Origin of the sequence: Hydrogenophaga palleronii (assembly GCF_031457455.1) — a bacterium.
Lineage (GTDB): Bacteria > Pseudomonadota > Gammaproteobacteria > Burkholderiales > Burkholderiaceae_C > Hydrogenophaga > Hydrogenophaga palleronii_A.
The window spans coordinates 113,022-137,048 of sequence record NZ_JAVDWU010000007.1 but is presented as its reverse complement, the minus strand read 5'-3'; the positions used below and the strand labels follow the sequence as shown (position 1 = coordinate 137,048).

The window sequence follows — 24,027 nt, the reverse complement described above, 5'->3', positions numbered from 1 at the left end:
GGCGGTGGTGGCTTCAACACGACTCATTTGGCGCTTGATTTGGGCTGGCTGTCGTCCACCTTCACGGTGAATTTGCCTGCCAGAATATCGGCCTCCCGGGCCTTGACCTTGGCCACGATGTCGGCTGGCACCTTGCCTTCGAAGGTGCCCAGAGGGCTCAGGCTGCTGCCCTTGTGTTTCATCATCGAATACGGGCCGTAGTCCTCTGCCTTGAAGCTGCCAGCCTTCACCGCCTTGATCGCTGCGTCGATGCTGGGCTCCATGTGCCAGATGGCGGAAGCGACCACCGTCTCGGGGTAGTCGGGCTGGGTGTCGATCACGTTGCCGATGGCCAGCACCTTGCGTTCCTTGGCCGCGTCGCTCACGCCAAAGCGCTCGGCGTACATCACGTCGGCACCCTTGTCGATCATGGCGAAGGCCGCCTCCTTGGCCTTGGGAGGATCGAACCAGCTGTTGATGAAGGTCACGGTGAAGCTCACCTTGGGGTTGGTTTCCTTCGCGCCGGCCATGAAGGCATGCATCAGGCGGTTCACCTCTGGAATCGGGAAGCCGCCCACCAGTCCGATCTGGTTGCTTTTGGTCATGCCGCCTGCGATCATGCCGGTGAGGTAGGCGGGTTCCTGGATGTAGTTGTCGAACACGCCGAAGTTGGGCGCCTGCGGCTTGCCGGATGAGCCCATCAGGAACGATGTCTTGGGGAAGTCCTTGGCCACCTTGCGAGCCGCAGCCTCCACCGCAAAAGCCTCGCCCACGATGAGCTGGTTTCCGCCGTTGGCGTACTCGCGCATCACGCGCTCGTAGTCTGCGTTGGCCACGTTTTCGCTCGCCTTGTATTCGATCTCACCGCGCGCCTCCGCTGCCTTGAGTGCCTTGTGGATGCGGCTCACCCACTGCTGCTCAAAAGGCACGGTGTAGATCGCGGCGACCTTGAGCTTGGTTTGTGCCTGTGCCCAGCCGGGCAACGCAAGGGCCAGCGAGGCAGCCAGTGCAATCATGGGGCGGCGGCGAAAGGCGGGAACGGACATCAGGAGACTCCTCGAAGGGTGGAAGGATGGGAGCAGGAAGCCAGCCACAGCTCGTCGCTGTGGCGCACGCCCTGCATTCAAACACGCAAGCAATTGCAGTGCCAAGCACCTGTGCACGTTTGGGTCTGGTCAACCGGTGCGCACCGCCCTTCAGTAGAATCGCCCACCCCGACGCCACCCGAACAGGACAACCCATGCACTACTCCGTCTCCCACCACAAGCTCAACCTGATCCTCGCCGCCCAGGGCCTCAAACCCGGCGATGCGGGCGGCATCGACAAGCTCTTTGGTGGCAAGGACGGCTACTACTGGTTCGGCACCCTGCGCGACCTGTGCCCACCCGGCAAAACGCTTTCATGGGAAAACCAGTACGCGATGGTCAACGCGATCCAGGCGCATGAAAACGCCACCGCCGAAGAAGACGAAGTGAAGCCGCAGGTGCCCAGTGCGGCCAACATTGCCGCCCTGTCAAAGCTGCTGGGCGACCCGATCTGACAAGCGCCTCGGACCCATGGTCACCACATCCTCACCACCAAGGCTCGCTATCGCCGTGATGGGCGCGGGCGCCGTCGGCTGCTTCCACGGCGGCATGCTGGCGCGCGCCGGCCACTCGGTGACGCTGATCGGGCGGCCGACGCATGTCGATGCCATCAGGACACATGGGCTGCGCATGCAGACCCAGTGGTTCGATGAAGCGGTGGCCCTGCGGGTCAGCACCGACGCCAGCGCGGTGGCGGGCGCAGACGTGGTGCTGTTCGCCGTGAAATCACCCGACACCGAAAGCGCTGGCGCCGCCATGGGCCCTCACCTGGCGCCCGACGCGCTGGTGCTGTGCCTGCAGAACGGTGTGGACAACGCCGAGCGGCTGCGCAGCGTGTTGCCCGACCACGCGGTGGCCGCCGCCGTGGTCTACGTAGCCACCGAAATGGCCGGGCCGGGCCACCTGCGCCACCATGGACGCGGCGAACTGCTGATCGAGCCTTCGCCACACAGCACGCAGATCGCGCAGGCGCTGGCGGAAGCCGGCGTGCCCACCGAGGTGTCCGGCAACGTGCGCGGCGCCTTGTGGGCCAAGCTGATCCTCAACTGCGCCTACAACGCCCTGTCCGCCCTGGCGCGCCTGCCCTATGGCGAGCTGGTGCAGCGTCCCGGTGTGGTCGACGTGATGCGCGACGTGGTGGCCGAATGCAAGGCCGTGGCGCAGGCAGAAGGCGTGACCCTGCCACCCGACGTGGATGCCACCGTGCGCCGCATACCCGAGACCATGCCGACCCAGTTCTCATCAACCGCGCAAGACCTGATGCGCGGCAAACCCACCGAGATCGATCACCTCAATGGTCATGTGATGCAACGTGGCGAGGCGCTCGGTGTGCCTACCCCAGCCAACCGTGTGCTGTGGACGATGGTGAAGCTGGCAGAACACGCTTTCGCCGACTCGCGGCCCGCAGAGCAGCAGCCACGGCGTTGACCAAGGCTTTCGGGCAGTACTTCAGCTCTCTGCCAGCAGAAAAACCGGGTCGCAGCACCTCCAGGCCCAAAGCCGAAAAGCGCTCGCGCACAGCTGAGGCGGTCGCCTCCAGGCGCGTTGCGTCTGTCAGCCAGAAACGGCCGCTGGTCGACAACATAGGATAAAGGTACGCATTTTTAAGAGATTGGTGACAACAAAATGCCAAAATTGAGTACTTGCTGTCACAAGGAAGAGGGAAGAAAAAATGACACCGGCGCCATGGCGTGTACCCCGCGTACACACTGAGGGTGGCACCGGTGCATGGGGGAAAGCCTGGTGGGCCGGGCGGGTGGGTCATCTGCCCGGCCACACTCACGCCAGACCGGCCTTGTCGAGGCCAAACATCTTGTCCCTGGAACCCGGCACGCTGCGAAAGGCCACATTCACGCGGTTCCAGCCGTTGACCGACATCACCTGAAATGTGAGCGCAGAGAGTTCTTTTTCGGAGAAGTGTTCGCGCACTTGCTCGTACAGCGCGTCAGACACACCATGGGCATCAATCCGGGTTAACGCCTCGGTCCAGGCCAGTGCAGCGCGCTCGCGCTCGGTGAACAGGGGTGACTCGCGCCAGATGGCCACATGGTGCAGCCGCAAGGCGGTTTCCTTGTGCAGATGGGCCTGCTTGACGTGCATGTCCAGGCAGAAGGCGCAGCCGTTCATTTGTGAGGCGCGGATGTCAACCAGGTGCGCCATGCCCGGTTCAATGTCACCATCGCGAGCAATGGCCATGCTGAAGTCCAGGAATTTCTGAAACAGCTCGGGTGACTGCTTCATGTAGTTGACGCGGGGCTGGGCGAGAGAGGTAGACGTGCTCATGGTTGGATGTGCTTTGTGAAGGTGGATGAAATGCGTGTGTTCAGCACACACATTCACAAGACGACACAGCGCGGGCCACTGTGACATCGACCCGCCCGGTCACGCGGGTCGGCGGGCAAGAGCGGCGAGCACACCCTGCAGTTTTTCGGGATTGCGCTGGATGTAGATGGCACCCACACGCCCCGGCTCAGAGGCCGATGGCGCGAGCGCGATGGTCTGCAGCAGCCGCCCGCCGTTCAGGTCATCAAACACCAGCACGCCCGGCAAGCCATTGACCCGCGCCGGCTCCAGCCGCCAGCCCTGGCTGGCAGGCAGGTTCGCAAAACCGATAAAAGCCTGGGCAATCCGTCCACCACCCTGCAGGGGCCGCGGCGCCGCGCTGACCTTGCCCCCACCGTCGGCCAGCATCAGCGCGTCTTCGGTGAGCACGCGTGCCAGCGCTTCCACGTCGCGATTGCGCACCGCCTCGGCGAACAGGTCAAACAGGCGGTCGCGCTCTTCTTTTGCCACGTCATGGCGTGCGTAGTCGGCCTTCACATGCTGGCGCGCACGGCTGGCCAGTTGGCGACAGGCCGCGGCACTGCGCTGCAGCCGCTGGGCGATCTCTTCAAAATCCATGTCGAACACTTCATGCAACAGGAAAGACGCGCGCTCCAACGGAGACAGCCGCTCCAACGCCAACATGAAGGCCACTGAAACATCCTGCGCGAACTCGGCCTGCGTTTCGGGGTTGGGTGCCCAATCGCCTTGCGCCTCATCGTCCAGCAGCGGATCGGGCAACCACACGCCCACGTACTGTTCGCGCCGGGCTGCCGCCGAACCCAGGCGATCCAGGCACAAGTTGGTGGCGATGCGCGAGAGAAACGCCCCAGCGTGGTCCACACCCTGCTCGTCCACGCCGGCCCAGCGCAGCCAGGTCTCCTGCACGATGTCTTCCGCTTCGGCTCTTGAGCCCAGCATGCGGTAGGCCAGTGCCCGCAGGGAGCGGACGTGCTCACGGTCAAAGCGCAGGGCGCGGGCGGTCTGGGCGTGGTCGTTGGACGAAGGATCGAAGGCGTTCATACAGGCAAGACGACGCAGCGCCTTGTGGTGTGACATGGCGCAAAGGCCACACGGCAAGCATTGTGCGCCGGGACCACGCCTCCTGGCAGACGCGCCGGTCAGCCGTCGCCGTTTCGATCATCAAGGCCGCAACAAATCGCCAGACACCAATGCCGTGAGCAGCCGCGGCACCCCTGGCAGATGGGTGGCCGGCGCCAGCAGGTGGTCGCGCAACACCGGCAGGCTGCGGCTTCCGGACTGGTACATGGGGGTGAACAGCGCACTCATCATCTGGTACATGCGCACATGCCAGCGGCGCATGGCGGCATAGCGTGGTAGGGCCTCATCCAGCGGGCGGCTTTGCAGGGCGGTGAACAGGGCCCAGGCATCCAGCAAGGCCATGTTGGCGCCCTGCCCCAGTTGCGGGCTGGCGCGGTGCGCGGCGTCGCCAATGAACACCAGGCCAGGCGCATAAGGTCGGCGCAAAGTGCCGTGTGCATAGCGCGCGGGCGTCATGTGGCTCACATCGATGATGGTCTCCAGAAAAGGCGCCACCTCCGGCCACAGGGCCACCGCTTCGTCGCGCCAGGCATCGATGCGCGACTGGCCCCAGGTGGCCAGCGCATCGGTGGGCATGGACCAGAACACCGCTGCCCGTTGCACATCACTGGCGTGCATGCGCCCCACCGGCAGCACGCCCACCATGCGGCTGGCGGCCCGGTAGCGCTGACGCAGTTCGTTGATGGGCAACGCCGTTTGAGCCGGCCAGGGCACCGTGCCCCAGATCGCGCCAAAGCGCAGCGGCCGCGCCTGCAAGGGCGAGAGTCGCGAGCCGGCACCGCTGGCGTCCACCACCAGGTCCACGTCGTCCACCGTCTGCCCGTCTGGCAGGCAGAGCGTTCGCCGGCCCTGCACCTGCGGAGCGGTATGGATTTCCGTTCCCGTGCGCACCGCCACGCCAGCCTGCCGTGCCGCTTGCCACAGCAGGCTGAACAGCGCCGAGCGGTGCATGGCCAGTCCTGGCGTACTGACGCGGTAAGACACGTCCAACACCGAGCGGCCACTGGCCAGGTGCCCCTGCATGCGGGCAATGGGTGCACCGAGCGCACGCGCCTCTTCGCCCACACCGATGCGGTCCAGAACGGCCAGCCCCACCGGCTGGATCACCAGGCCGGAACCCACCGGACGGGGCTGCTCGAAGCGTTCCCACAGACACACCTCGTGCCCGGCCCGCGCGGCCAGACTGGCCAGGGCCAGACCGCCGATGCCCGCGCCCACGACTGCGATTTTCATGTTGCACCCATTTCTCGCAGCTTGCCGCTGCCAGATTCACGCAGTCTTCATTGACTGATGGATGCCGTGCTGGTGGAGTCGATGCTGGCAATCTCCCTGCCGTTCAGCGTGCGCCGAACCAACAGCGTGGACTCCGCCACTTCTTTAAGAGCGGGCGCACCCCGCATACGGACCGTGGTGGACTGCCGCACCTTGACGGTGGCCGATAACCAGGGGAACCCGGATGGCTCGACACCGACCAGTTCGAGGTTGGTGTCCACCGAAGCCTGGGTGGCTCTGAACGCCGCGCTGGCGGTCTTGAGCGTTTCGCACAGGGCTCCCTTGTCGCCGCCCATCTGCTGCTCTCCCCGAGCGGTCTGCATGCGCAATTCAAACTGAAGGTCCGAGGCATAGACGTCGCACATGCCGTCCTTGCCTTGCATGGCCATCTGGTTCTGCTTCTGCATCCAGCTCATCACACTCGGCTCAGAAAAAACAAAGCGGCTGTGTCCATAGAACGCAGCCGCCAGCACGCCGAGCCAAAACAGTTTTCTCATGTCCTCTTCCCAATTTTGTCCCCGCCTCAACCCGGGCGGCTGCGCATTGTCGCAGAGCAGAATGGGTGCCTCTCGTGCGACCGATGTGACCGACATGGCTGCTATGCACGCAAGGAAAGACGCCTCATGCGTCCTTGCCTAGAATCCCCCTTCACTTCAAGCGAGCTTTATGAGCGTGAACGACGAATCAGCAGCAGGCGGCAAAGGAACGCAGCGCAGACACCGGCGCAACACCGGCGCCATGACCTTGCGGCAGGTGGCGCAACTGGCTGACGTGGCGCCTGTGACCGTCTCGCGCGTGCTCAACACACCCGATGTGGTGTCGCCCGAGGTGCGGGAGCGGGTGCTGGCGGTGATTCGTGAGACCGGCTATGTGCCCAACCGGCTGGCGGGTGGCCTGGCGTCCACGCGCAGCAACCTGATTGCCGCCATCGTGCCCACCATCACCATGTCGGTGTTCCTGCAGACGGTGCAGTCGCTCACCGACACACTGTTCGACGCGGACTACCAGCTGATGCTCGGCCAGACCGGGTATTCGCCCGAGCGTGAGGATGCCCTGCTGGAGGCGATCATCGGCCGCCGCCCCGACGGCATCGTGCTCACCGGTGTGGATCATTCCGCGCAGAGCCGGCAACGCCTGCTGGGTGCGGGCATTCCCGTGGTCGAAACCTGGGACCTCACCGACCATCCCATTGACATGCTGGTGGGCTTCTCGCACCGCGACATTGGCTCTTCCGTGGCCCGCTACCTGGCCGGTCGGGGGCGTCAACAACTGGCGCTGGTCACGGCGGACGACGAGCGTGCCCGCCGGCGTGCATCCGCCTTTGAGGCCACCGCGCTGGAACTGGGATTGCCTCCGGTGCAGCGCATCAGTGTGGGCGGTTCGCGCACGCTGAGCAGTGGCCGTACCGCACTGGCCCGGCTCGCGGAAAGCGGCTCACGCCCGGACGCCGTGTTCTGCAGCTCCGACCTGCTCGCCCTGGGTGTGATGACCGAGGCCCAAAGCCGTGAGCTGCGCGTCGGCCAAGATCTGGGCGTGGTGGGGTTCGGCGACTTCGATTTTGTGGCCGATCTGGAACCAGCCCTCACATCGGTGCGCATCAATGGCGCGGCCATTGGCGAGCAGGCCGCGCGTTTCCTGGTGGCCCGGGCCGAAGGCCACGCCGTGGCCCAGCCGGTGGTGGACGTGGGTTTTTCCATCGTGGAACGCGCCAGCGCCTGATCGCCGACCGCCCGTCGACATCCCGGGTAAACCCTGATTTTTGTGGCTTGTGATCTCGAAATGGAACCGCTACCATTTTATGGAACCGCTTTCATATCCAGATCACCGCCATGCAAATATCACCTCAAGACCTCAAGCAAGTCATGTCCAGCGGCCTGCTGTCATTCCCGCTGACCGACTTCGACGCCCAGGGCGACTTCAACTCCAAGGGCTACGCCGAGCGCCTGGAGTGGTTGGCCCCTTACGGCGCCTCCGCCCTCTTTGCCGCCGGCGGCACCGGTGAGTTCTTCTCCCTCACCGCAGAGGAGTACCCCGCCATCATCAAAACCGCTGTGGACACCTGCCGCGGCAAGGTGCCCATCATTGCCGGCGCCGGTGGCCCCACCCGCTTTGCCATCCAGTGCGCACAGGCGGCTGAGAAGGCCGGCGCCCACGGCATCCTGCTGCTGCCGCACTACCTCACCGAAGCCGGCCAGGAAGGCCTCATTGCCCACGTGGAGCAGGTCTGCAAGAGCGTTAAGTTCGGTGTCATCGTCTACAACCGCAACGTCTGCAAGCTCACGCCGGAATCACTGGCCATCCTGGCCGATCGCTGCCCCAACCTGATCGGCTTCAAAGACGGCGTGGGCGACATCGAGCTGATGTCATCGGTCTACATGAAGATGGGCGAGCGCTTTGCCTACCTGGGTGGCCTGCCCACGGCCGAGGTGTATGCCGCGGCCTACAAGGCGCTGGGCACACCGGTGTATTCCTCAGCCGTCTTCAACTTCATCCCCAAGACCGCCATGCAGTTCTACGAGGCCGTGCGCACCGACGACATGGCCACGCAGCACCGCCTGCTGAAAGAATTCTTCATGCCCTACCTGGACATCCGCAACCGGGGCCAGGGTTACGCGGTGAGCATCGTCAAGGCTGGGGCACAACTGGTGGGCCATGGGGCCGGACCGGTGCGTGCGCCGCTGACCGATCTCAAACCGGCCGAGATGGAGCAGCTGGATGCGCTGATCCGGGCACTGGGTCCGCAGTGAGCCCACGCCATCCAACCACTCCCCCGTTTTCTTCACCGCCCTCACTTCATCGCCAACAGGAGACATCCATGAAAAAGACCCTCATCACCCTCGCCCTGACCCTGGGCATGAGCACCGCCGCCATGGCCTGGCCCGACAAAACCGTCAACGTGGTGGTGCCCTTCCCGCCGGGCGGCTCCACCGACACCATTGCCCGCACGCTGGCCAACGTCATGCAGGCGAAAAGCGGCCAGACCTTCATCGTGGACAACCGCGCGGGCGCCACCGGCACCATTGGAGCCAACCACGTGGCGCGATCGGCGCCGGATGGCCACACCATCCTGGTGGCCTCGCTGGGTCCCTATGTGATCGCACCGCACCTGCTCAAGAGCGTGCCTTACGACGCCTTGAAAGACTTTGACTACCTCACGGTGGCGGTGCAGGCCCCCAACGTGCTGGTGGTGCCAGCGGCGTCGGCGAACAAAAGCGTGGCCGACGTGATCGCCGACTTAAAAGCCAACCCGGGCAAGGTGGCGTTCGCCTCATCCGGCAACGGCTCTTCAGACCACCTCACCGCCGAACTGTTCTGGCAGCAGACGGGCACCCAGGGTGTGCACATTCCCTACCGCGGCGGCGCGCCGGCCATCAACGACCTGCTGGGCAACCAGGTGCAGGCCTCGTTCCAGAACATCAACGCCATCGTGCAACATGTGAAGGCCGGCAAACTGCGCGCCTTGGCCGTGACCGGTGACAAGCGTTCCACCCTGATGCCCGACGTGCCCACGCTGAGCGAGGCCGGTGTGAAAGACGCGGACGTGTACTCCTGGCAGGCGATTGCCGCCCCCAAAGGCCTCAGCGCAGACATGAAGAAGAAAATCCACGAAGCCCTGGTGGCGGCCATCAACGACCCTCAGGTGAAGCCCCGCCTGATCGAGCAAGGCTTCGAGATCGTGGCCAACACACCGGAGCAGTTCACCGCCTTCCAGCAGCAGGAGTTCCAGCGCTGGAAATCCCTGATCCAATCCCGCAACATCACCGCCGACTGAAGGACGAGCACCCATCATGACGAACACCCCCGTTGTGCGCAGCCTGCGCGCCATCCCTGTGGCGGGCCGCGACTGCATGCTGATGAACCTGAGCGGCGCACACGCACCGTTCTTCACCCGCAACCTGCTGCTGCTCACCGACAGCGCCGGGCGCACCGGGGTGGGCGAAGTACCCGGGGGTGAACCGATTCGCCAGACGCTGGAAGATGCGGGCGACCTGGTGGTGGGGCAGCCGGTGGGCAACGTGCAGGCGGTGCTGCGCTCGGTGCAGCAGACGTTTGGCCACCGCGATGCGGGTGGTCGTGGCGCACAGACCTTCGACCTGCGCACCACCATCCACGCGGCCACGGCTATCGAATCGGCCATGCTGGACCTGCTGGGCCAGCACCTGGAGTTGCCGGTGGCGGCCTTGCTGGGCGAAGGGCAGCAGCGCGATTCGGTGGAGATGCTGGGCTATCTGTTCTTTGTGGGCGACCGCCGCCGCACAGACCTGCCCTATGCCTCGCCGGAAGACGAACCCGCCGACGCCTGGTGCCGCCTGCGCCACGAGATGGCCATGACACCCGAGGCCGTGGTGCGCCTGGCCGAAGCGGCCCACGAGCGCTACGGCTTCAACGATTTCAAGCTCAAGGGCGGCGTGCTGCGCGGCGAAGAAGAGATCGAAGCGGTGACCGCGCTGCACCAGCGCTTTCCCAAGGCCCGCGTCACCCTGGACCCGAACGGCGGCTGGCTGCTGAAAGACGCGGTGCGCCTGATGCGTGACATGCGCGGTGTGCTCGCCTACGCGGAAGACCCCTGCGGTGCCGAGGACGGTTTTTCTTCCCGCGAGGTGATGGCCGAATTCCGCCGCGCCACCGGCCTGCCCACCGCCACCAACATGGTGGCCACCGACTGGCGGCAACTGGTGCATGCCCTGTCGCTGCAAAGCGTGGACATTCCGCTGGCCGACCCGCATTTCTGGACCATGGCCGGCTCGGTGCGCGTGGCCCAGACCTGCCGCGATTGGGGTCTGACCTGGGGCTCGCACTCCAACAACCACTTCGACGTGTCGCTGGCCATGTTCACCCACGTGGCCGCTGCGGCTCCGGGCAAGGTCACCGCCATCGACACCCACTGGATCTGGCAGGACGGTCAGGCGCTTACGCAGGACCCGCTGAAAATCGTGAACGGCCACGTGAAGGTGCCCACCCAGCCGGGCCTGGGCGTGACGCTGGACATGGCGGCGGTGGAGCGCGCGCATGCGCTGTACCAGCAGCACGGCCTGGGCGTGCGCAACGATGCCATGGCCATGCAGTACCTGATCCCGGACTGGACCTTCGACAGCAAGCGTCCCTGCATGGTGCGTTGAGACAGCGGGTACGCACTCGCGCACCCGCGCGTTGACTGGCATAGTTGCTGCTTCCACAGTTGCTCATGCCCGCCTACCAACACTCCATCGCCCAACAGGTCTGGCAGTTTCGCGATCTGCGCGATCTGATGGCCAAGGCCACGCCGCTGCGTTCCGGCGACGCGCTGGCCGGCATCGCCGCGGCTTCGGCGGTGGAGCGCATCGCGGCCCGCATGGCGCTGGCCGATCTGCCGCTGAGCACCTTTCTGAATGAAGCGCTCGTGCCCTACGAGTCTGACGAGGTCACCCGGCTCATCATCGACAGCCACGACGCGGCGGCCTTCGAACCCGTCGCCCACCTGACGGTCGGTGGCTTTCGCGACTGGCTGCTCAGCGAACACACCACCAGCGAAGCCCTGACCGCCGTGCGCATGGGCCTCACGCCCGAGATGGTGGCCGCCGTGAGCAAGCTCATGCGCAACCAGGACCTGATCGCGGTGGCGCGCAAGTGCCGTGTGGTCACGGCTTTTCGAGACACCATCGGCCTGCCGGGCCGGCTGGCCGTGCGCCTGCAGCCCAACCACCCCACCGACGATGTGCGCGGCATCGCGGCGAGCATGATCGACGGCCTGCTCTATGGCTGCGGCGACGCGGTGATTGGCGTCAACCCGGCCAGCGACAGCGTGGGTGTGCTGACCCAGCTCGTGCACCGTCTGGGCGAGGTGGTGGAACGCCTGCAGATTCCCACGCAGACCTGTGTGCTCACCCACGTGACCAACACGCTGCAGATGATCGAGATGGGGGCCCCGGTGGATCTGGTCTTCCAGTCGGTGGCCGGCACCGAAGCCGCCAACACCGGCTTCGGTATCAACCTGTCCCTCCTCAAGGAAGCGCGCGAGGCAGCGCTCTCGCTGAACCGGGGCACCGTGGGCCACAACGTCATGTACTTTGAAACCGGCCAGGGCAGCGCGCTCTCGGCCAACGCCCACCACGGCGTGGACCAGCAGACCTGTGAGGTGCGGGCCTACGCAGTCGCCCGCGCCTTCGACCCCCTGCTCACCAACACGGTTGTCGGCTTCATTGGCCCGGAGTACCTGTACGATGGCAAGCAGATCGTGCGCGCCGGGCTGGAAGACCATTTCTGCGGCAAGCTGCTGGGTGTGCCGCTGGGCGTGGACGTCTGCTACACCAACCACGCCGAGGCCGACCAGGACGACATGGACAACCTGCTCACCCTGCTGGGCGCGGCGGGCGTGAACTTCGTGATGGGCGTGCCGGGTGCGGACGACATCATGCTCAATTACCAGAGCACGTCTTTTCACGACGCGCTCTATGTGCGCCAGACCCTGGGCCTGCGACACGCGCCCGAGTTCGAGGCCTGGCTGCAGCAGATGCAGATCATCGATGGCGCCGGTCGCCTGCTGCCCAGTGGGGCACACCACCCCGCGCTGACCCGCATGCACCAGTTGGGGGTCACGGCATGAGCGCCGCTGCCCAAAGAGCGGAGATACCCTGGTGAGAGACGCACAGCCTGATCCATGGGCCCACCTGCGCGAGCACACCGCCGCACGCATTGCGCTGGGCCGCAGCGGTGCGGCCCTGCCCACGGACGAGCTGCTGCGCTTCGGCCTGGCCCATGCGCAGGCGCGCGACGCCGTGCACATTCCGCTCGACGTGCCGGCGCTGGAAGCGCAACTGCAGGCGCTGGGCTGCGCCACCCACACGGTGCGCAGCGCGGCCAGTGACCGGGCCACCTACCTGCTGCGACCCGATTTGGGGCGGCGCCTGCACCCGGACGAAGCGCAGCGGCTCCCTTACCTGGCACCAGCAGGTGGCATCGATCTGCTGCTGGTGATTGGTGATGGCCTGTCTTCCCAAGCCATCGCCCGCCAGGCGGTGCCGGTGGTGGAGGCCATTCGCCGGCAGGCGCCCGCCGACTGGACGCTGGGCCCGGTGATCGTCGCCACCCAGGCCCGTGTGGCACTGGGCGACGAGGTCGGCGCGCTGCTGGATGCGCGCCTCGTGGCGATGCTGATCGGCGAGCGCCCGGGTCTGTCTTCGCCCGACAGTCTGGGCATCTACCTGACCTGGGCACCAGAGCCCGGCCGCCATGACGGCCAGCGCAACTGCATCTCCAACGTGCGACCCGAAGGCCAGGCCCCTGAGCTGGCGGCTGCTCGGCTCTGGTGGCTCTGTCAGGCCGCCCGGCGGCTGCAGCTCACCGGCGTGCAGCTGAAAGACCGCAGCGACGCGGTGGCCCTGCCTGGAGACACGCCGCCTTCACTGGGCAGCTGAACACAACGGCACGCTGAGGCCACTGGGATGGCTTTGCGCACCCACGCCCGGGAGGGACTTCCGGTCAGGCACGCTCCCTGCTTACGCATGGTGACCCAACCTTTTTTCTGGAGTCCCCATGCCCCTGCCGACCCTTCCGCATGCCCAGTCCGTTGACACCGCACCCAGCACCGAAACCGTGCCTTCGCGCCGCCAGGCGCTCAAGCAGGCAGCCGTTGGCGCCGCCGCCTTGAGCGCAGCCCCTTTTGTGCTGGCCCAGAAAAAGACCGGCATCAAATGGCGCATGCAGACCTACGCGGGAGCGGCTCTGGGGGCTCACGTCATCAAACCTGCGATCGAAGCCTTCAACAAGGCAGCCAACGGCGAAATGACGATCGAGCTGTACTACGCCGACCAGTTGGTGCCTACGGGCGAACTGGTGCGCGCCATGCAGAAAGGCACGCTGGACGCCGTGCAGAGCGATGACGACTCCATGGCTTCACCGGCCGATGTGCGCGAGTTCGGCGGCTACTTTCCCTTCGCCACCCGCTACAGCCTGGACGTGCCCGTGCTGTTCAACCAGTTCGGCCTTGACAAGATCTGGGAAGAGTCTTACGCCAAGGTCGACAACGTCACCTGGCTGAGCGCCGGCGCCTGGGACCCCTGCCATTTCGCCACCCGCACGCCCATCAACAAGCTGGCCGACCTCAAGGGCAAGAAGATCTACACATTCCCCACCGCCGGCCAGTTCCTCGCGCGCTTTGGCGTGGTGCCGGTGGACCTGCCTTATGAAGACGTGATCATCGCGCTCAAGACCGGCGAGCTCGACGGCGTGGCCTGGAGCGGCATCACCGAGGACTACACCGTGGGCTGGGCCGACGGCACCAAGTACTTCCTGACCAACAACATCTCGGGTGCCTGGATCGGCCACTTCTTTGCCAACACCAAGTCCTGGAACAAAGTGCCGCCGCACCTGCAGGCCCTGTTCAGGCTGGCCATGGACAGCTCGCACTACTACCGGCAGCACTGGTACTGGGGTGGCGAAGCCGAGTTGCGCGTGAACGGTCCCAAGCTCCAGCTCACCTCCATCCCCGACGCGGAATGGGCCACGGTGGAAGCCGAAGCCGTGAAGTTCTGGGATGAAAAAGCCAAGAAGAACCCCACCGCCGCCAAGATCGTGGCGGTCTTCCGCAAGTACAACGCGCTGATGGCCAAGGCCGGCAAACCCTACCGCTACGGCTGATGGCGGGCACAGAGGGATTGGTGTGGCGCACCGCCCGCCGCTTCACGCGGGGGGTGGATGCGCTCAATGCCTGGGTGGGCCAGTTCGCCATGTGGCTGCTGGTGCTGATGCTGGCCGTGCTGGTCTGGGGCATTGCGTCGCAGGCCATTGATGTGCGTTCGGTCTGGGTCATTGAAATGGCCCAGTTCACCCTGGTGTCGTACTACCTGCTGGGCGGCGCCTGGACGATGCAGCGGGGCGTGCACGTGCGCATGGACGTGTTCTATTCGCACTGGCGGCCCCGCACCCGCAGCGTGGTGGACTCGTTCACCTCCGTCTTCCTCATTTTTTTCCTGGTGATGCTAGTGGTCGGCGGCTGGGAAAGCACGGCCTACGCCCTGGACTCTGGGCAGCGCAGCCGCTCGCTCTGGCGCCCCTACATGGCACCGGTCAAGATCATCATGACCACAGGCATGGCCCTCATGCTGCTGCAGTCGCTGTCCGAGCTGTGCAAGGACATCGCGCGGGCCCTGGGCCATCCCTTCGACACGGCGAATACCTGAATCATGGACATCAGCCTCGCGCCGGAAGTCATCATCGTCCTGATGTTCTCGTGCCTCATGCTCCTGATGGCCACGGGCCAGCGGGTGTTCGGGGTCATGGGGTTCGTGGGCGTGGCCGCGGCCATGTGGTTGTGGGGCGGCGATGGCGGGGCCACCGACATGGGCTTCAACGCCGCCATCAAGCTCTTCAACTGGTACCCGCTGCTCACGCTGCCCATGTTCATCTTCATGGGCTACATGCTGGCGGAGTCCGGCATTGCCGACGACCTCTACCACGCCCTGCACGTGTGGATGGGTTCGCTGCGCGGCGGGCTGGGCGTGGGCACGCTGTTCCTGATGGTGATGATCTCCTGCATGAACGGCCTGTCGGTGGCCGGCATGGCCATTGGCTGCAGCGTGGCGTTGCCCGAACTGGTCAAGCGCCACTACGACAAGCGCATGATCAGCGGCATCATCCAGGCCGGCAGTTCGCTGGGCATTCTGGTGCCGCCCAGCGTTGTGCTGGTGCTCTACGCCATGATCGCGCGCCAGCCGGTGGACGCGCTCTGGCTGGCCGGCATCGTGCCGGGCCTGCTGCTGGCGGCACTGTTCCTGGTCTATATCGTGGTGCGCTGCTGGCTACAGCCCGAACTGGGTCCGGCCATCCCGCCCGAAGAGAACCGCCACACCCTGGCCGAAAAGCTCCAGGTGCTCAGCGCCGGCATTCTTCCGCTGCTGCTGATGGCGGCCGTGATCGGCTCCTTCTTTCTGGGCTACGCCAGCCTGGTCGAGAGTTCGGCCATCGGTGCGCTGGCGTCCATCGTGATCGCGTTCGTCCGCCGGCGGCTGAGCTGGCTGGTGTTCACAAACGCGCTGCGCCAGACCCTCAATGCCAGCGCAATGTTCATGTGGATCATGATGGCCGCGCTGGCCTTTGCGGCGGTGTTCGATGGCCTGGGCGCAGTGCGGGCGGTGGAAGCGCTCTTCCTGGAAGATTGGGGGCTCACGCCCTGGCAGGTGCTGACGCTGATGATCCTCTCCTTCGTGATCATGGGCATCTTCCTGGACGACACGGCCATGCTCATCATCGTGGCGCCGCTGTACATCCCCATCATCGACACGCTGGGTTTTTCGCCCATCTGGTTTGGTGTGCTGTACGTGCTCACCTGCCAGATCGCCTACCTCACACCGCCGTTCGGCTACAACCTGTTCCTGATGCGCGCCATGTCACCGCCCGATTTCACGATCAAGGACATCTACCTGTCCGTCGTGCCCTTCGTGTTGCTCATGGTGGTGGCCATTGCCCTGGTGATGATCTTCCCGCAGATCGCTTTGTGGCTGCCTGAGCGTTTCGCAGGGGCCTGAACGCCAAACTGGCATTGCGGCGGCGTTCCCTATACACTTGCCACTGCTCCGGGGTGCACGGGCCTGCCAAGGCCCGGCGCTGAGATGGTTGAAAGACCGAACCCGTGAACTTGATCTGGCTAGTACCAGCGAAAGAAGAGCGCAGCCCTGAAGGGCCTGCACCCGCCACCCGTCCTCCGCCGACGTGTGTGCCTCCATCCAGGAGGCATGGGCGCATGGTTTGAAGGGCGGTCTCCGGAGCATCCACAGCCCCACACAGGAGACCGCCGCCATGAACGCCCCCGACAAGATTCCCTTCGCCGATCAGTTTGCCCTCAGCCGCGAGCCCTTCCCCGCTTCCCGTAAGATCTACGTGCCCGGCTCGCAATCCAGCATCCAGGTGCCCATGCGGGAAATCCTGCTGACCAATGGCGAGCGCGTCACGGTGTACGACACCTCCGGCCCCTACAGCGACCCGGCCGCCGCCATCGACGTGCGCACCGGCCTGGCCGATGTGCGCGGCGCCTGGATCGATGCACGCGGCGACACCGAGACCTACGCTGGCCGCCAGCGTGCCGCGCTGGACGACGGCATCAAGAACGAAGCCGCACAGAACGGCACCACCATCGAACGCATCGAGGCCCTGCGTGCAGAAGCCGCCGGCCTGCAGCGCACGCCGCGCCGCGCCAAGAGCGGCATGAACGTGAGCCAGATGCACTACGCGCGCAAAGGCATCGTCACCCCCGAAATGGAATACGTGGCCCTGCGCGAGAACGGCAAGCGCGAGTGGATGCGCGAGTACCTGGGCGACCCGGCGCGCGAGGCCCGCCTGCGTGGCAACCCCATGGGTGCGCGCATTCCGGAAGTGTTCACACCCGAGTTCGTGCGCGACGAGGTGGCACGCGGCCGCGCCATCATCCCGGCCAATATCAACCACCCCGAGGTCGAGCCCATGGCCATCGGGCGCAACTTCGGCGTGAAGATCAACGCCAACATCGGCAACTCGGCTGTCACCTCCAGCATCGAGGAAGAAGTGGACAAGCTGGTGTGGGCGATCCGTTGGGGCGCCGACAACGTGATGGACCTGTCCACCGGCAAGAACATCCACACCACGCGCGACTGGATCGTGCGCAACAGCCCGGTGCCCATCGGCACGGTGCCCATCTACCAGGCACTGGAAAAAGTGGGCGGCGTGGCCGAAGACCTCACCTGGGAAATCTACCGCGACACGCTGATCGAGCAGGCCGAACAGGGCGTGGACTACTTCACCATCCACGCCGGCGTGCGCCTGGCCTACATCCACCTCACGGCCCAGCGCCGCACCGGCATCGTCAGCCGCGGCGGCAGCATCCTGGCCAAGTGGTGCATCACCCACCACAAGGAAAACTTCCTCTACACGCACTTCGAAGAGATCTGCGAAATCATGAAGGCCTACGACGTGAGCTTCTCGCTCGGCGACGGCCTGCGGCCCGGTAGTGCCGCAGACGCGAACGACGAAGCGCAGTTCGCCGAACTCAAGACGCTGGGCGAGTTGACGCAGGTGGCCTGGAAGCACGACGTGCAGACCATGATCGAAGGCCCTGGCCACGTGCCCATGCACCTGATCCAGGCCAACATGGACGAGCAACTGAAGCACTGCCACGAGGCGCCGTTCTACACACTGGGCCCACTCACCATCGACATCGCGCCCGGCTACGACCACATTGCCAGTGCCGTAGGCGCGGCCATGATCGGCTGGATGGGCACGTCCATGCTCTGCTACGTGACACCCAAGGAACACCTGGGCCTGCCCGACCGCGACGACGTGAAGCAGGGCATCATTGCCTACAAGATCGCGGCCCACGCGGCCGATATCGCCAAGGGCCACCCCGGCGCCCGCGCCCGCGACGACGCCATGAGCAAGGCACGCTTCGAGTTCCGCTGGCGCGACCAGTTCGCGCTGGGTCTGGACCCGCAGACCGCCGAGGACTACCACGACGAAACCCTGCCCAAGGACTCGAGCAAGGAAGCGCACTTCTGCTCCATGTGCGGGCCAAAATTCTGCAGCATGAAGATCACGCAGGACGTGCGCGACTACGCCGCCGCAAAAGGTGTGAGCGAAGAAGCGGCACTGGCCGAAGGCATGGCGCAGAAGAGCGCGGAGTTCAAGGCCGTGGGCGGCGAGTTCTACGTACCGGTGGACACCATCGGCAAGAAGGGCTGAAGCGTGATGCGCATTGGCATTGCTGGTGCGGGCGTGCTGGGGCGGCTGCTGGCATGGCGGCTGTCACGGGCCGGGCATGCGGTGACGGTGTTCGACCCGGCGGCAGGCCCCGCTGCGCCGGCCATCGGTCAACTGGGTGCTGCCGTGCCGCATGCGGCCGGTTTCACGGCGGCCGGCATGCTCAGCCCCGTCGCCGAGCTGGACAACGCCGGTCCCGAGATTGCCCGCTTGGGCTGGCGCTCGCTGGCGCTCTGGCGTGAGGTCGCCGACGCGCTGTGTGCCGACGGTTGTACCGATCCGCTGTTTGCTCAGAACGGCAGCCTGATGGTGGCGCACGGTGCCGACCTGGGCGCCGCGCGCCGCGTGCTGGCCCGGCTGGAGACCGCGCCCACGCTGGCCGCCGAGCTGCCTGCGCCACAGGTGCTGGACCGCTCTGCGTTAGCCGCTCTGGAGCCTGCGCTGGCGCCGGGCGTGCACGCCTGGTTGCTGCCCGAAGAGGCGCAAGTGATGTCGCGCGAGATGCTGACCGCGCTGGCCGTGCACGCGCCCCTGGTCGAGTGGTGCTGGGGTGAGCGTGTGACCAGTGTGGAGTCTGGGGTGCTGCATGTGGCAGATGAAGGGCCAGTGGATTTTGATCTGGTGATTGATGTTCGCGGCGTGAATTTGACCCACCCCCGCGCCGCCTTCGGCGTCACCCCCTCAAGGGGGCACCTGCAGCGGCCCGGCGAAGCCGGTTCCGCGCAGGCTCTTGATGGGGACATGGCCGTTCGCGGCGTACGCGGTGAAGTGATCTGGCTGCACGCTCCCGGTGTGAAGCTGCAGCGCCCAGTGCGTCTGCTGCATCCGCGCCACCGCGTGTACATCGTGCCGCGCCCTGGCGACCTGTTCGTGGTGGGTGCCAGCGAAATTGAAAGCGAAGACCGCTCGCCTGTGAGCCTGCGCAGCGCGGTAGAACTGATGGCTGCCGCGCACAGCGTGATCCCCGAACTGGCCGAAGCGCGCATCGTGCACATGGAAGCCAACCTGCGCCCTGCCTTGCCCGACAACGAGCCCCTCACCCACAGCGAGCCGGGTCTGCTGCGCATCAATGGTCTGTTTCGACATGGCTGGTTGCTGGCGCCTGCGCTGGTGGAAGATGCAGTAGCTCAGATGGAAGCTGTGTCACGTGCACCCGAAGACCCTCACCCCAACCCTCTCCCGCAAGCGGGAGAGGGAGTTTCACGCCATCGCACCACCCTCGCGACAGAAGGGACCTCACTCCCTCGCCCCTCTTGGGAGAGGGCTGGGGTGAGGGGCACGCCTGAGCAAGCGCTTGAATCCCAGCAGAACCACTGACTCAGGTTAACCAGAGGAATGCCCATGTCAGACACTCTTACCCATCAAGAAGCCCAATTGCGCTTCAACGACCGCAGCCTACCCTGCCCGCAAGGCCAGACGCTGGCCGCGCTGCTGGAAGCACAAGGTGTGGCCTCCAACCAAGTGGCCACGGCGGTCAACGGTGAATTCGTGCCCTTCGCGATGCGTGCCTCCACCACACTCAAGCCCGGCGACACGGTGCTGACTTTTCAAGCCATCGTCGGAGGCTAGGCATGGAACACCCCCGCGCCGCCTGCGGCGTCACCCCCTCAAGGGGGCGATACCAGTCGTCCGGCAAAGCCGGCCCGACGGTATCTCTGGGTGGGGCACTTCGCGCGGGAAGCGCTGTGCTCTGAATCCAAGGAGTCATTGAAATGAATCAAGCACCCACCTTATCCTTGTCGCCTTACGGCGTCGAACTCACCAGCCGCTTCCTGCTCGGCACGGCCGGCTACCCCTCTCCAGAGGTACTCGCGGACAGCATCGCTGCCAGCGGCACACAGGTGGTCACCGTGGGCCTCAAGCGCACCCTGGCCGCAGGCGGCGACAACGGCTTCATCGAGATCATCCGCTCCGCCATGAAAGAGCGCGGCGCGCGCCTGCTGCCCAACACCGCCGGCTGCCGCACCGCGCGCGAAGCCATCACCCTGGCCCACATGGCGCGCGAGCTGTACGGCACGCACTGGATCAAGCTGGAAGTGGTGGGCGACGAGCACACCTTGCAGCCTGATCCCTGGGGCACGGTGGAAGCGGCGGCGCAGCTCACGAAAGACGGCTTTGCCGTGTTCCCCTACTGCACCGACGACCTGGTCACCTGCCAGCGCCTGCTCGACGCGGGTTGCGAGGTGCTGATGCCCTGGGGCGCCCCCATTGGCTCCGGGCAAGGTCTCATCAACCCCTTTGCTCTGCGCACACTGCGCGCACGCCTGCCCGGCGTGCCGCTGGTGGTGGACGCCGGCATTGGCGCGCCTTCGCATGCCGCTGCTGCCATGGAGCTGGGCTTTGATGCCGTGCTGCTGAATTCCGCCGTGAGCCAGGCAGTGGACCCGGTGCGCATGGCGCGCGCTTTTGGCCTGGCCATTGAAGCCGGTCGCTCCGCTTTTGAAGCCGGGGTGATGGCGCCGCAGGACATGGCGGTGGCGAGTACGCCGGTCAGCGGCCATCCCTTCTTGATCGGATGACACCATGACACCCATTATCTGGAGCATCGCCGGCACCGACAGCGGCGGCGGTGCAGGCCTCGCAGCCGATCAGCGCGCGGCCGACGCGTTCGGCGTGCACTGCTGCACCGTGGTCGCCGCCATCACGGCGCAGAGCACCACCGAAGTCACCCACATCGAAGCCACGCCGCCTGCGGTGCTTCAGGCCCAGCTCGCCACGCTCGCGGCCGACATGCCGCCGCGTGTGATCAAGACCGGTCTGCTGGGCAGCGCCGACAACGTGCGCGTGTTCGCCCGATTCGTTGACCAGTTGCGAAAGAACGACCCGCTGGCGCTGGTGGTGGACCCGGTGCTGCGTTCCAGCACCGGCGCCGCCCTGGCGGATGCCGAACTGCGCGCCGCCTATTGCGAACTGCTGCTGCCGCGTGCCACGGTCATCACACCCAACCAGGCCGAGGCGGTGGCACTGCTGGGTGACGACTTTCCCGGCGACATTCCCGCGCAGTCGCTTGCCTTGCGCGCGCTCGGTTGCGAAGCCGTGGTGATCACCGGGGGCGACGCCGGAGCCACGGGGCGCCGTGAAAGCCTTTCCATGGACTGGCTGGACACACCACACGCCCAGGGCTGGCTCAGCCTGCCGCGCGAGAACACACCCCACAACCATGGCACAGGCTGCACCTTTGCTTCGGCCATGGCGGCCGCGCTGGCACTGGGCTGGGTGCTGGCCGACGCAGCCGTGCTCGCCAAGATGGCCGCCACTCATGCGCTGCGCCATGCGCGTGCGGTGGGACGGGGTGTGGGGCCCGTGATCGCTCGCGAGGGTTTCGGTATCGACCCTTCATTGCTTCCGAGGCTGTCGCTCGACAGCGAAGCACCGACAAGCTGGACCACACGCCCGCGCGGACAAGCCCCGGGTGTCTACGCCATCGTGGACAGCGCAGAGCGCGTGCGCCAGTGCGTGGACGCGGGCGCGCGCACCGTGCAGCTGCGCATCAAGCGGCCGTCGATCACGCCGGCAGACGACCCCACCTGGCGCGAACAACTGGCCACAGAAATCCAGTTGGCCCAGTCGGCCTCCGACGCCGCCGGTGCCACGCTCTACATCAACGATCACTGGCAACATGCGCTGGCCAACGGCGCCCGCGCCCTCCACCTGGGCCAGGAAGATCTGCTCTCGCTCGCTCCCGCCGAACATGTTCAGCTCGCCCACGCCCGCGCCCAGGGCATGGCACTGGGCCTGAGTTCGCACAGCCTGTGGGAACTGTGCCGCGCCCATACCCTGCTGCCCGACTACGTGGCCTGCGGCCCCGTGTGGCCCACCACCACCAAAGACATGCCCTGGCACCCGCAAGGCCTGCACAACCTGGCCTGGTGGGCGCACATGGCCCCCGCACCGGTGGTGGCCATTGGCGGCATCCTCACACCCGACCACCTGGCACAGGCCGCCGCGTGTGGCGCAAGCGGCGGCTGCGTCGTGCGCGGTCTGGGCGACGACCCGGCCCGCACCTTGCCCACATGGCAACAGGCCTGGGATGTGGGGCAGGCTGCGCAGAAGCACACCGTGCCGGCGTTGCCTCACCCCAGCCTCTGAAGCGCGTTCATCGGGCCACTACCATGGCGACCACCATGGACAGCCTGACCACCCTGCTCGACCAGTACACCCTGCGCGCCGGCGCTTTTTTCGCCGGCAACCTGTGCGGCCACCATGGCTTTCCTGATGACATGGGGCGGGGCCATTTGCATGTGATCCGGTCCGGGCGGGTGCGCATTCTGGGCGTCCAGAAAACCGCCATCGTCATCGACCAGCCCACCCTGCTCTTCCTGACGCGCCCGGGCGCCCACCGGCTGGTGGTGGACAACGATGCCGGTTCCGACATGGTGTGCGGCACGGTGCAGTTGGGCCTGGGCGGCTGGAACCCCGTCACCAGTGCCTTGCCCGATGTGATCGTGGTGCCGCTGGCGGACCTGCCCGACCTCGATGGCTTGCTGGCGACCCTGTTCGCCGAAGCATTTGGTCAGGGCATCGGCCGGAAGGCGGTGCTGGACCGTTGCTGCGAGATCGTGGCGGTGCGCCTGATGCGGCACTGTGTGCAGAACAACATCTCCCGCCCTGGCACGCTGGCGGGACTGGCCCATCCCCGACTCGCGCAGTGCTGCAGGCGATCCACCAGCAGCCCGATGCCGACTGGACGCTGGCGCGCATGGCCGGCCTGGCCCACATGTCCCGCTCCCGTCTGGCCCTGCTGTTCCGGCAGGTGACTGGCGACGCTCCCATGCACTATGTCGCCGCCTGGCGCATCACCACGGCGCAGCGGTTGCTGCGCAAGGGCTCGCCCATCAAGCAGGTGGCGGGCGATGTGGGCTTTGCCACGGTGAGTGCGTTCAGCAAGGCGTTCGCCCGCCTGGCGGGCGTGCCGCCTTCCCTTTGGGTGGCGCAATTGCACAACCCGATCCAACCACACAACGAGACGATCGGACAACCTGCCTCGCACACCGCCCTCTAGCATGCAGGCACTTCCTTGGCTACAGACCAGCCTCATGCCCCACCTGCACCCCGGCGACCCCATCGATTCACTTCAACTCACGGCCATCAATGGACAAACCATCGACGTGCCTCACCCCGAGGCGCTGACCCATCTGCAGTTTCGCCGCTTCGCAGGCTGCCCCATGTGCAACCTGCACATCCATAGCTTCGTGCGGCGGCACGACGAGCTGCGACAGACGGGTATCCAGGAAGTCGCGGTGTTCCACTCCAGCACGGCCGATCTGCTGGCGCAGCATGCACACGCACCCTTTGCGCTGATCGCCGATCCGCACAAGGCCTTGTACCGTCAGTTCGGCGTGGAGGCAGGGTGGCACGCCATATGGGATCCCCGTTCCTGGCCTGCGGGCGTGCGGGGTCTGCTGCGGCATGGCTTTGGCCTTCCCGGCCAAGGGGAGTCCATGCTGGGGCTGCCTGCGGACTTCCTCATCGCGCCAGACGGTCGCGTCCTGGCCGTCCACTACGGCAGCCATGCGGACGATCAATGGCCACTGGATGAACTGCTGGCGCTGGCCAAGAGCCTTGCGCCAAGCAAAGCCTGACCTGCGGTCAGGCGCCGGGCAGG

General features: G+C 65.9%; 24 protein-coding genes and 1 riboswitch. Of the genes, 19 read left to right on the top strand and 5 right to left on the bottom strand.

The window, feature by feature from the left end; translation table 11 throughout:
• Nucleotides 1-23 precede the first annotated feature (23 nt).
• The gene (locus J2W49_RS16805; RefSeq protein ID WP_310318736.1) at nucleotides 24-1,025 is read right to left on the bottom strand and encodes a BMP family protein; all 1,002 of its coding nucleotides are present in this window, start codon (nucleotides 1,023-1,025) and stop codon (nucleotides 24-26) included.
• Nucleotides 1,026-1,219: 194 nt separating this feature from the next.
• On the opposite strand from J2W49_RS16805, the gene J2W49_RS16800 reads away from it, so the two are divergent.
• Nucleotides 1,220-1,519, top strand: a complete 300-nt coding sequence (locus tag J2W49_RS16800) for a hypothetical protein (RefSeq protein ID WP_310318731.1) — start codon at nucleotides 1,220-1,222, stop codon at nucleotides 1,517-1,519.
• A gap of 16 nt (nucleotides 1,520-1,535) precedes the next feature.
• Complete coding sequence (locus tag J2W49_RS16795; protein ID WP_310318729.1) at nucleotides 1,536-2,492, top strand: ketopantoate reductase family protein; 957 nt, start codon at nucleotides 1,536-1,538, stop codon at nucleotides 2,490-2,492.
• Between the two features lie 351 nt (nucleotides 2,493-2,843).
• Here the strand turns inward: J2W49_RS16795 and J2W49_RS16790 are convergent, their stop codons facing one another.
• The 4 genes from J2W49_RS16790 to J2W49_RS16775 form a co-directional block, all read right to left on the bottom strand.
• Nucleotides 2,844-3,347 (bottom strand): carboxymuconolactone decarboxylase family protein, encoded by a 504-nt coding sequence (locus tag J2W49_RS16790; protein ID WP_310318726.1) that lies wholly within the window; start codon nucleotides 3,345-3,347, stop codon nucleotides 2,844-2,846.
• Nucleotides 3,348-3,446: 99 nt separating this feature from the next.
• Complete coding sequence (sigJ, locus tag J2W49_RS16785) at nucleotides 3,447-4,445, bottom strand: RNA polymerase sigma factor SigJ (RefSeq protein ID WP_310318722.1); 999 nt, start codon at nucleotides 4,443-4,445, stop codon at nucleotides 3,447-3,449.
• An 84-nt stretch (nucleotides 4,446-4,529) separates the two neighbouring features.
• Nucleotides 4,530-5,681, bottom strand: a complete 1,152-nt coding sequence (locus J2W49_RS16780; RefSeq protein WP_310318719.1) for an FAD-dependent oxidoreductase — start codon at nucleotides 5,679-5,681, stop codon at nucleotides 4,530-4,532.
• A 47-nt stretch (nucleotides 5,682-5,728) separates the two neighbouring features.
• Nucleotides 5,729-6,217, bottom strand: coding sequence for a hypothetical protein (locus J2W49_RS16775; RefSeq protein ID WP_310318715.1), 489 nt, complete (start codon nucleotides 6,215-6,217; stop codon nucleotides 5,729-5,731).
• A 169-nt stretch (nucleotides 6,218-6,386) separates the two neighbouring features.
• Between J2W49_RS16775 and J2W49_RS16770 the strand changes: the two genes are divergently transcribed.
• From J2W49_RS16770 to J2W49_RS16690, 17 genes are all read left to right on the top strand, one after another.
• A complete protein-coding gene (locus J2W49_RS16770) occupies nucleotides 6,387-7,439 on the top strand; it encodes a LacI family DNA-binding transcriptional regulator (RefSeq protein ID WP_310318712.1) in 1,053 nt (350 codons plus the stop codon).
• 116 nt (nucleotides 7,440-7,555) lie between these two features.
• On the top strand, nucleotides 7,556-8,467 hold the full coding sequence (gene kdgD, locus J2W49_RS16765) for a 5-dehydro-4-deoxyglucarate dehydratase (protein ID WP_310319173.1): 912 nt from the start codon (nucleotides 7,556-7,558) through the stop codon (nucleotides 8,465-8,467).
• A gap of 68 nt (nucleotides 8,468-8,535) precedes the next feature.
• Nucleotides 8,536-9,492 (top strand): Bug family tripartite tricarboxylate transporter substrate binding protein, encoded by a 957-nt coding sequence (locus J2W49_RS16760; RefSeq protein ID WP_310318709.1) that lies wholly within the window; start codon nucleotides 8,536-8,538, stop codon nucleotides 9,490-9,492.
• A gap of 16 nt (nucleotides 9,493-9,508) precedes the next feature.
• Nucleotides 9,509-10,840, top strand: coding sequence for a glucarate dehydratase (gene gudD, locus J2W49_RS16755; protein ID WP_310318706.1), 1,332 nt, complete (start codon nucleotides 9,509-9,511; stop codon nucleotides 10,838-10,840).
• A gap of 65 nt (nucleotides 10,841-10,905) precedes the next feature.
• Nucleotides 10,906-12,303, top strand: coding sequence for an ethanolamine ammonia-lyase subunit EutB (locus J2W49_RS16750; RefSeq protein WP_310318702.1), 1,398 nt, complete (start codon nucleotides 10,906-10,908; stop codon nucleotides 12,301-12,303).
• Between the two features lie 31 nt (nucleotides 12,304-12,334).
• A complete protein-coding gene (gene eutC, locus J2W49_RS16745; RefSeq protein WP_310318701.1) occupies nucleotides 12,335-13,114 on the top strand; it encodes an ethanolamine ammonia-lyase subunit EutC in 780 nt (259 codons plus the stop codon).
• A gap of 118 nt (nucleotides 13,115-13,232) precedes the next feature.
• Entirely contained in the window at nucleotides 13,233-14,336 is a 1,104-nt protein-coding gene (locus tag J2W49_RS16740) for a TRAP transporter substrate-binding protein (protein WP_310318698.1), read from the top strand.
• Complete coding sequence (locus tag J2W49_RS16735; protein WP_310318695.1) at nucleotides 14,336-14,878, top strand: TRAP transporter small permease subunit; 543 nt, start codon at nucleotides 14,336-14,338, stop codon at nucleotides 14,876-14,878. The genes J2W49_RS16740 and J2W49_RS16735 overlap by 1 nt, the downstream gene beginning before the upstream one ends.
• Nucleotides 14,879-14,881: 3 nt before the next feature.
• Entirely contained in the window at nucleotides 14,882-16,222 is a 1,341-nt protein-coding gene (locus tag J2W49_RS16730) for a TRAP transporter large permease (protein WP_310318692.1), read from the top strand.
• 39 nt (nucleotides 16,223-16,261) lie between these two features.
• Nucleotides 16,262-16,376, top strand: a riboswitch (TPP riboswitch).
• Nucleotides 16,377-16,493: 117 nt separating this feature from the next.
• Nucleotides 16,494-18,404: a phosphomethylpyrimidine synthase ThiC gene (thiC, locus tag J2W49_RS16725; RefSeq protein WP_310318689.1), complete on the top strand. Its 1,911-nt coding sequence runs from the start codon at nucleotides 16,494-16,496 to the stop codon at nucleotides 18,402-18,404.
• A gap of 6 nt (nucleotides 18,405-18,410) precedes the next feature.
• A complete protein-coding gene (locus tag J2W49_RS16720) occupies nucleotides 18,411-19,739 on the top strand; it encodes an FAD-dependent oxidoreductase (RefSeq protein ID WP_310318686.1) in 1,329 nt (442 codons plus the stop codon).
• 24 nt (nucleotides 19,740-19,763) lie between these two features.
• On the top strand, nucleotides 19,764-19,991 hold the full coding sequence (thiS, locus tag J2W49_RS16715) for a sulfur carrier protein ThiS (RefSeq protein ID WP_310318683.1): 228 nt from the start codon (nucleotides 19,764-19,766) through the stop codon (nucleotides 19,989-19,991).
• Between the two features lie 143 nt (nucleotides 19,992-20,134).
• Nucleotides 20,135-20,941, top strand: coding sequence for a thiazole synthase (locus tag J2W49_RS16710; protein ID WP_310318680.1), 807 nt, complete (start codon nucleotides 20,135-20,137; stop codon nucleotides 20,939-20,941).
• Between the two features lie 4 nt (nucleotides 20,942-20,945).
• The gene (gene thiD / locus J2W49_RS16705; RefSeq protein ID WP_310318677.1) at nucleotides 20,946-22,511 is read left to right on the top strand and encodes a bifunctional hydroxymethylpyrimidine kinase/phosphomethylpyrimidine kinase; all 1,566 of its coding nucleotides are present in this window, start codon (nucleotides 20,946-20,948) and stop codon (nucleotides 22,509-22,511) included.
• Nucleotides 22,512-22,534: 23 nt separating this feature from the next.
• On the top strand, nucleotides 22,535-23,179 hold the full coding sequence (locus J2W49_RS16700; protein ID WP_310318675.1) for a cupin domain-containing protein: 645 nt from the start codon (nucleotides 22,535-22,537) through the stop codon (nucleotides 23,177-23,179).
• On the top strand, nucleotides 23,140-23,424 hold the full coding sequence (locus J2W49_RS16695) for a helix-turn-helix transcriptional regulator (RefSeq protein ID WP_310318672.1): 285 nt from the start codon (nucleotides 23,140-23,142) through the stop codon (nucleotides 23,422-23,424). Before J2W49_RS16700 ends, J2W49_RS16695 begins: the two co-directional genes overlap by 40 nt.
• 34 nt (nucleotides 23,425-23,458) lie before the next feature.
• Nucleotides 23,459-24,004, top strand: a complete 546-nt coding sequence (locus J2W49_RS16690; protein WP_310318668.1) for a peroxiredoxin-like family protein — start codon at nucleotides 23,459-23,461, stop codon at nucleotides 24,002-24,004.
• The last annotated feature ends 23 nt before the right edge of the window (nucleotides 24,005-24,027 follow it).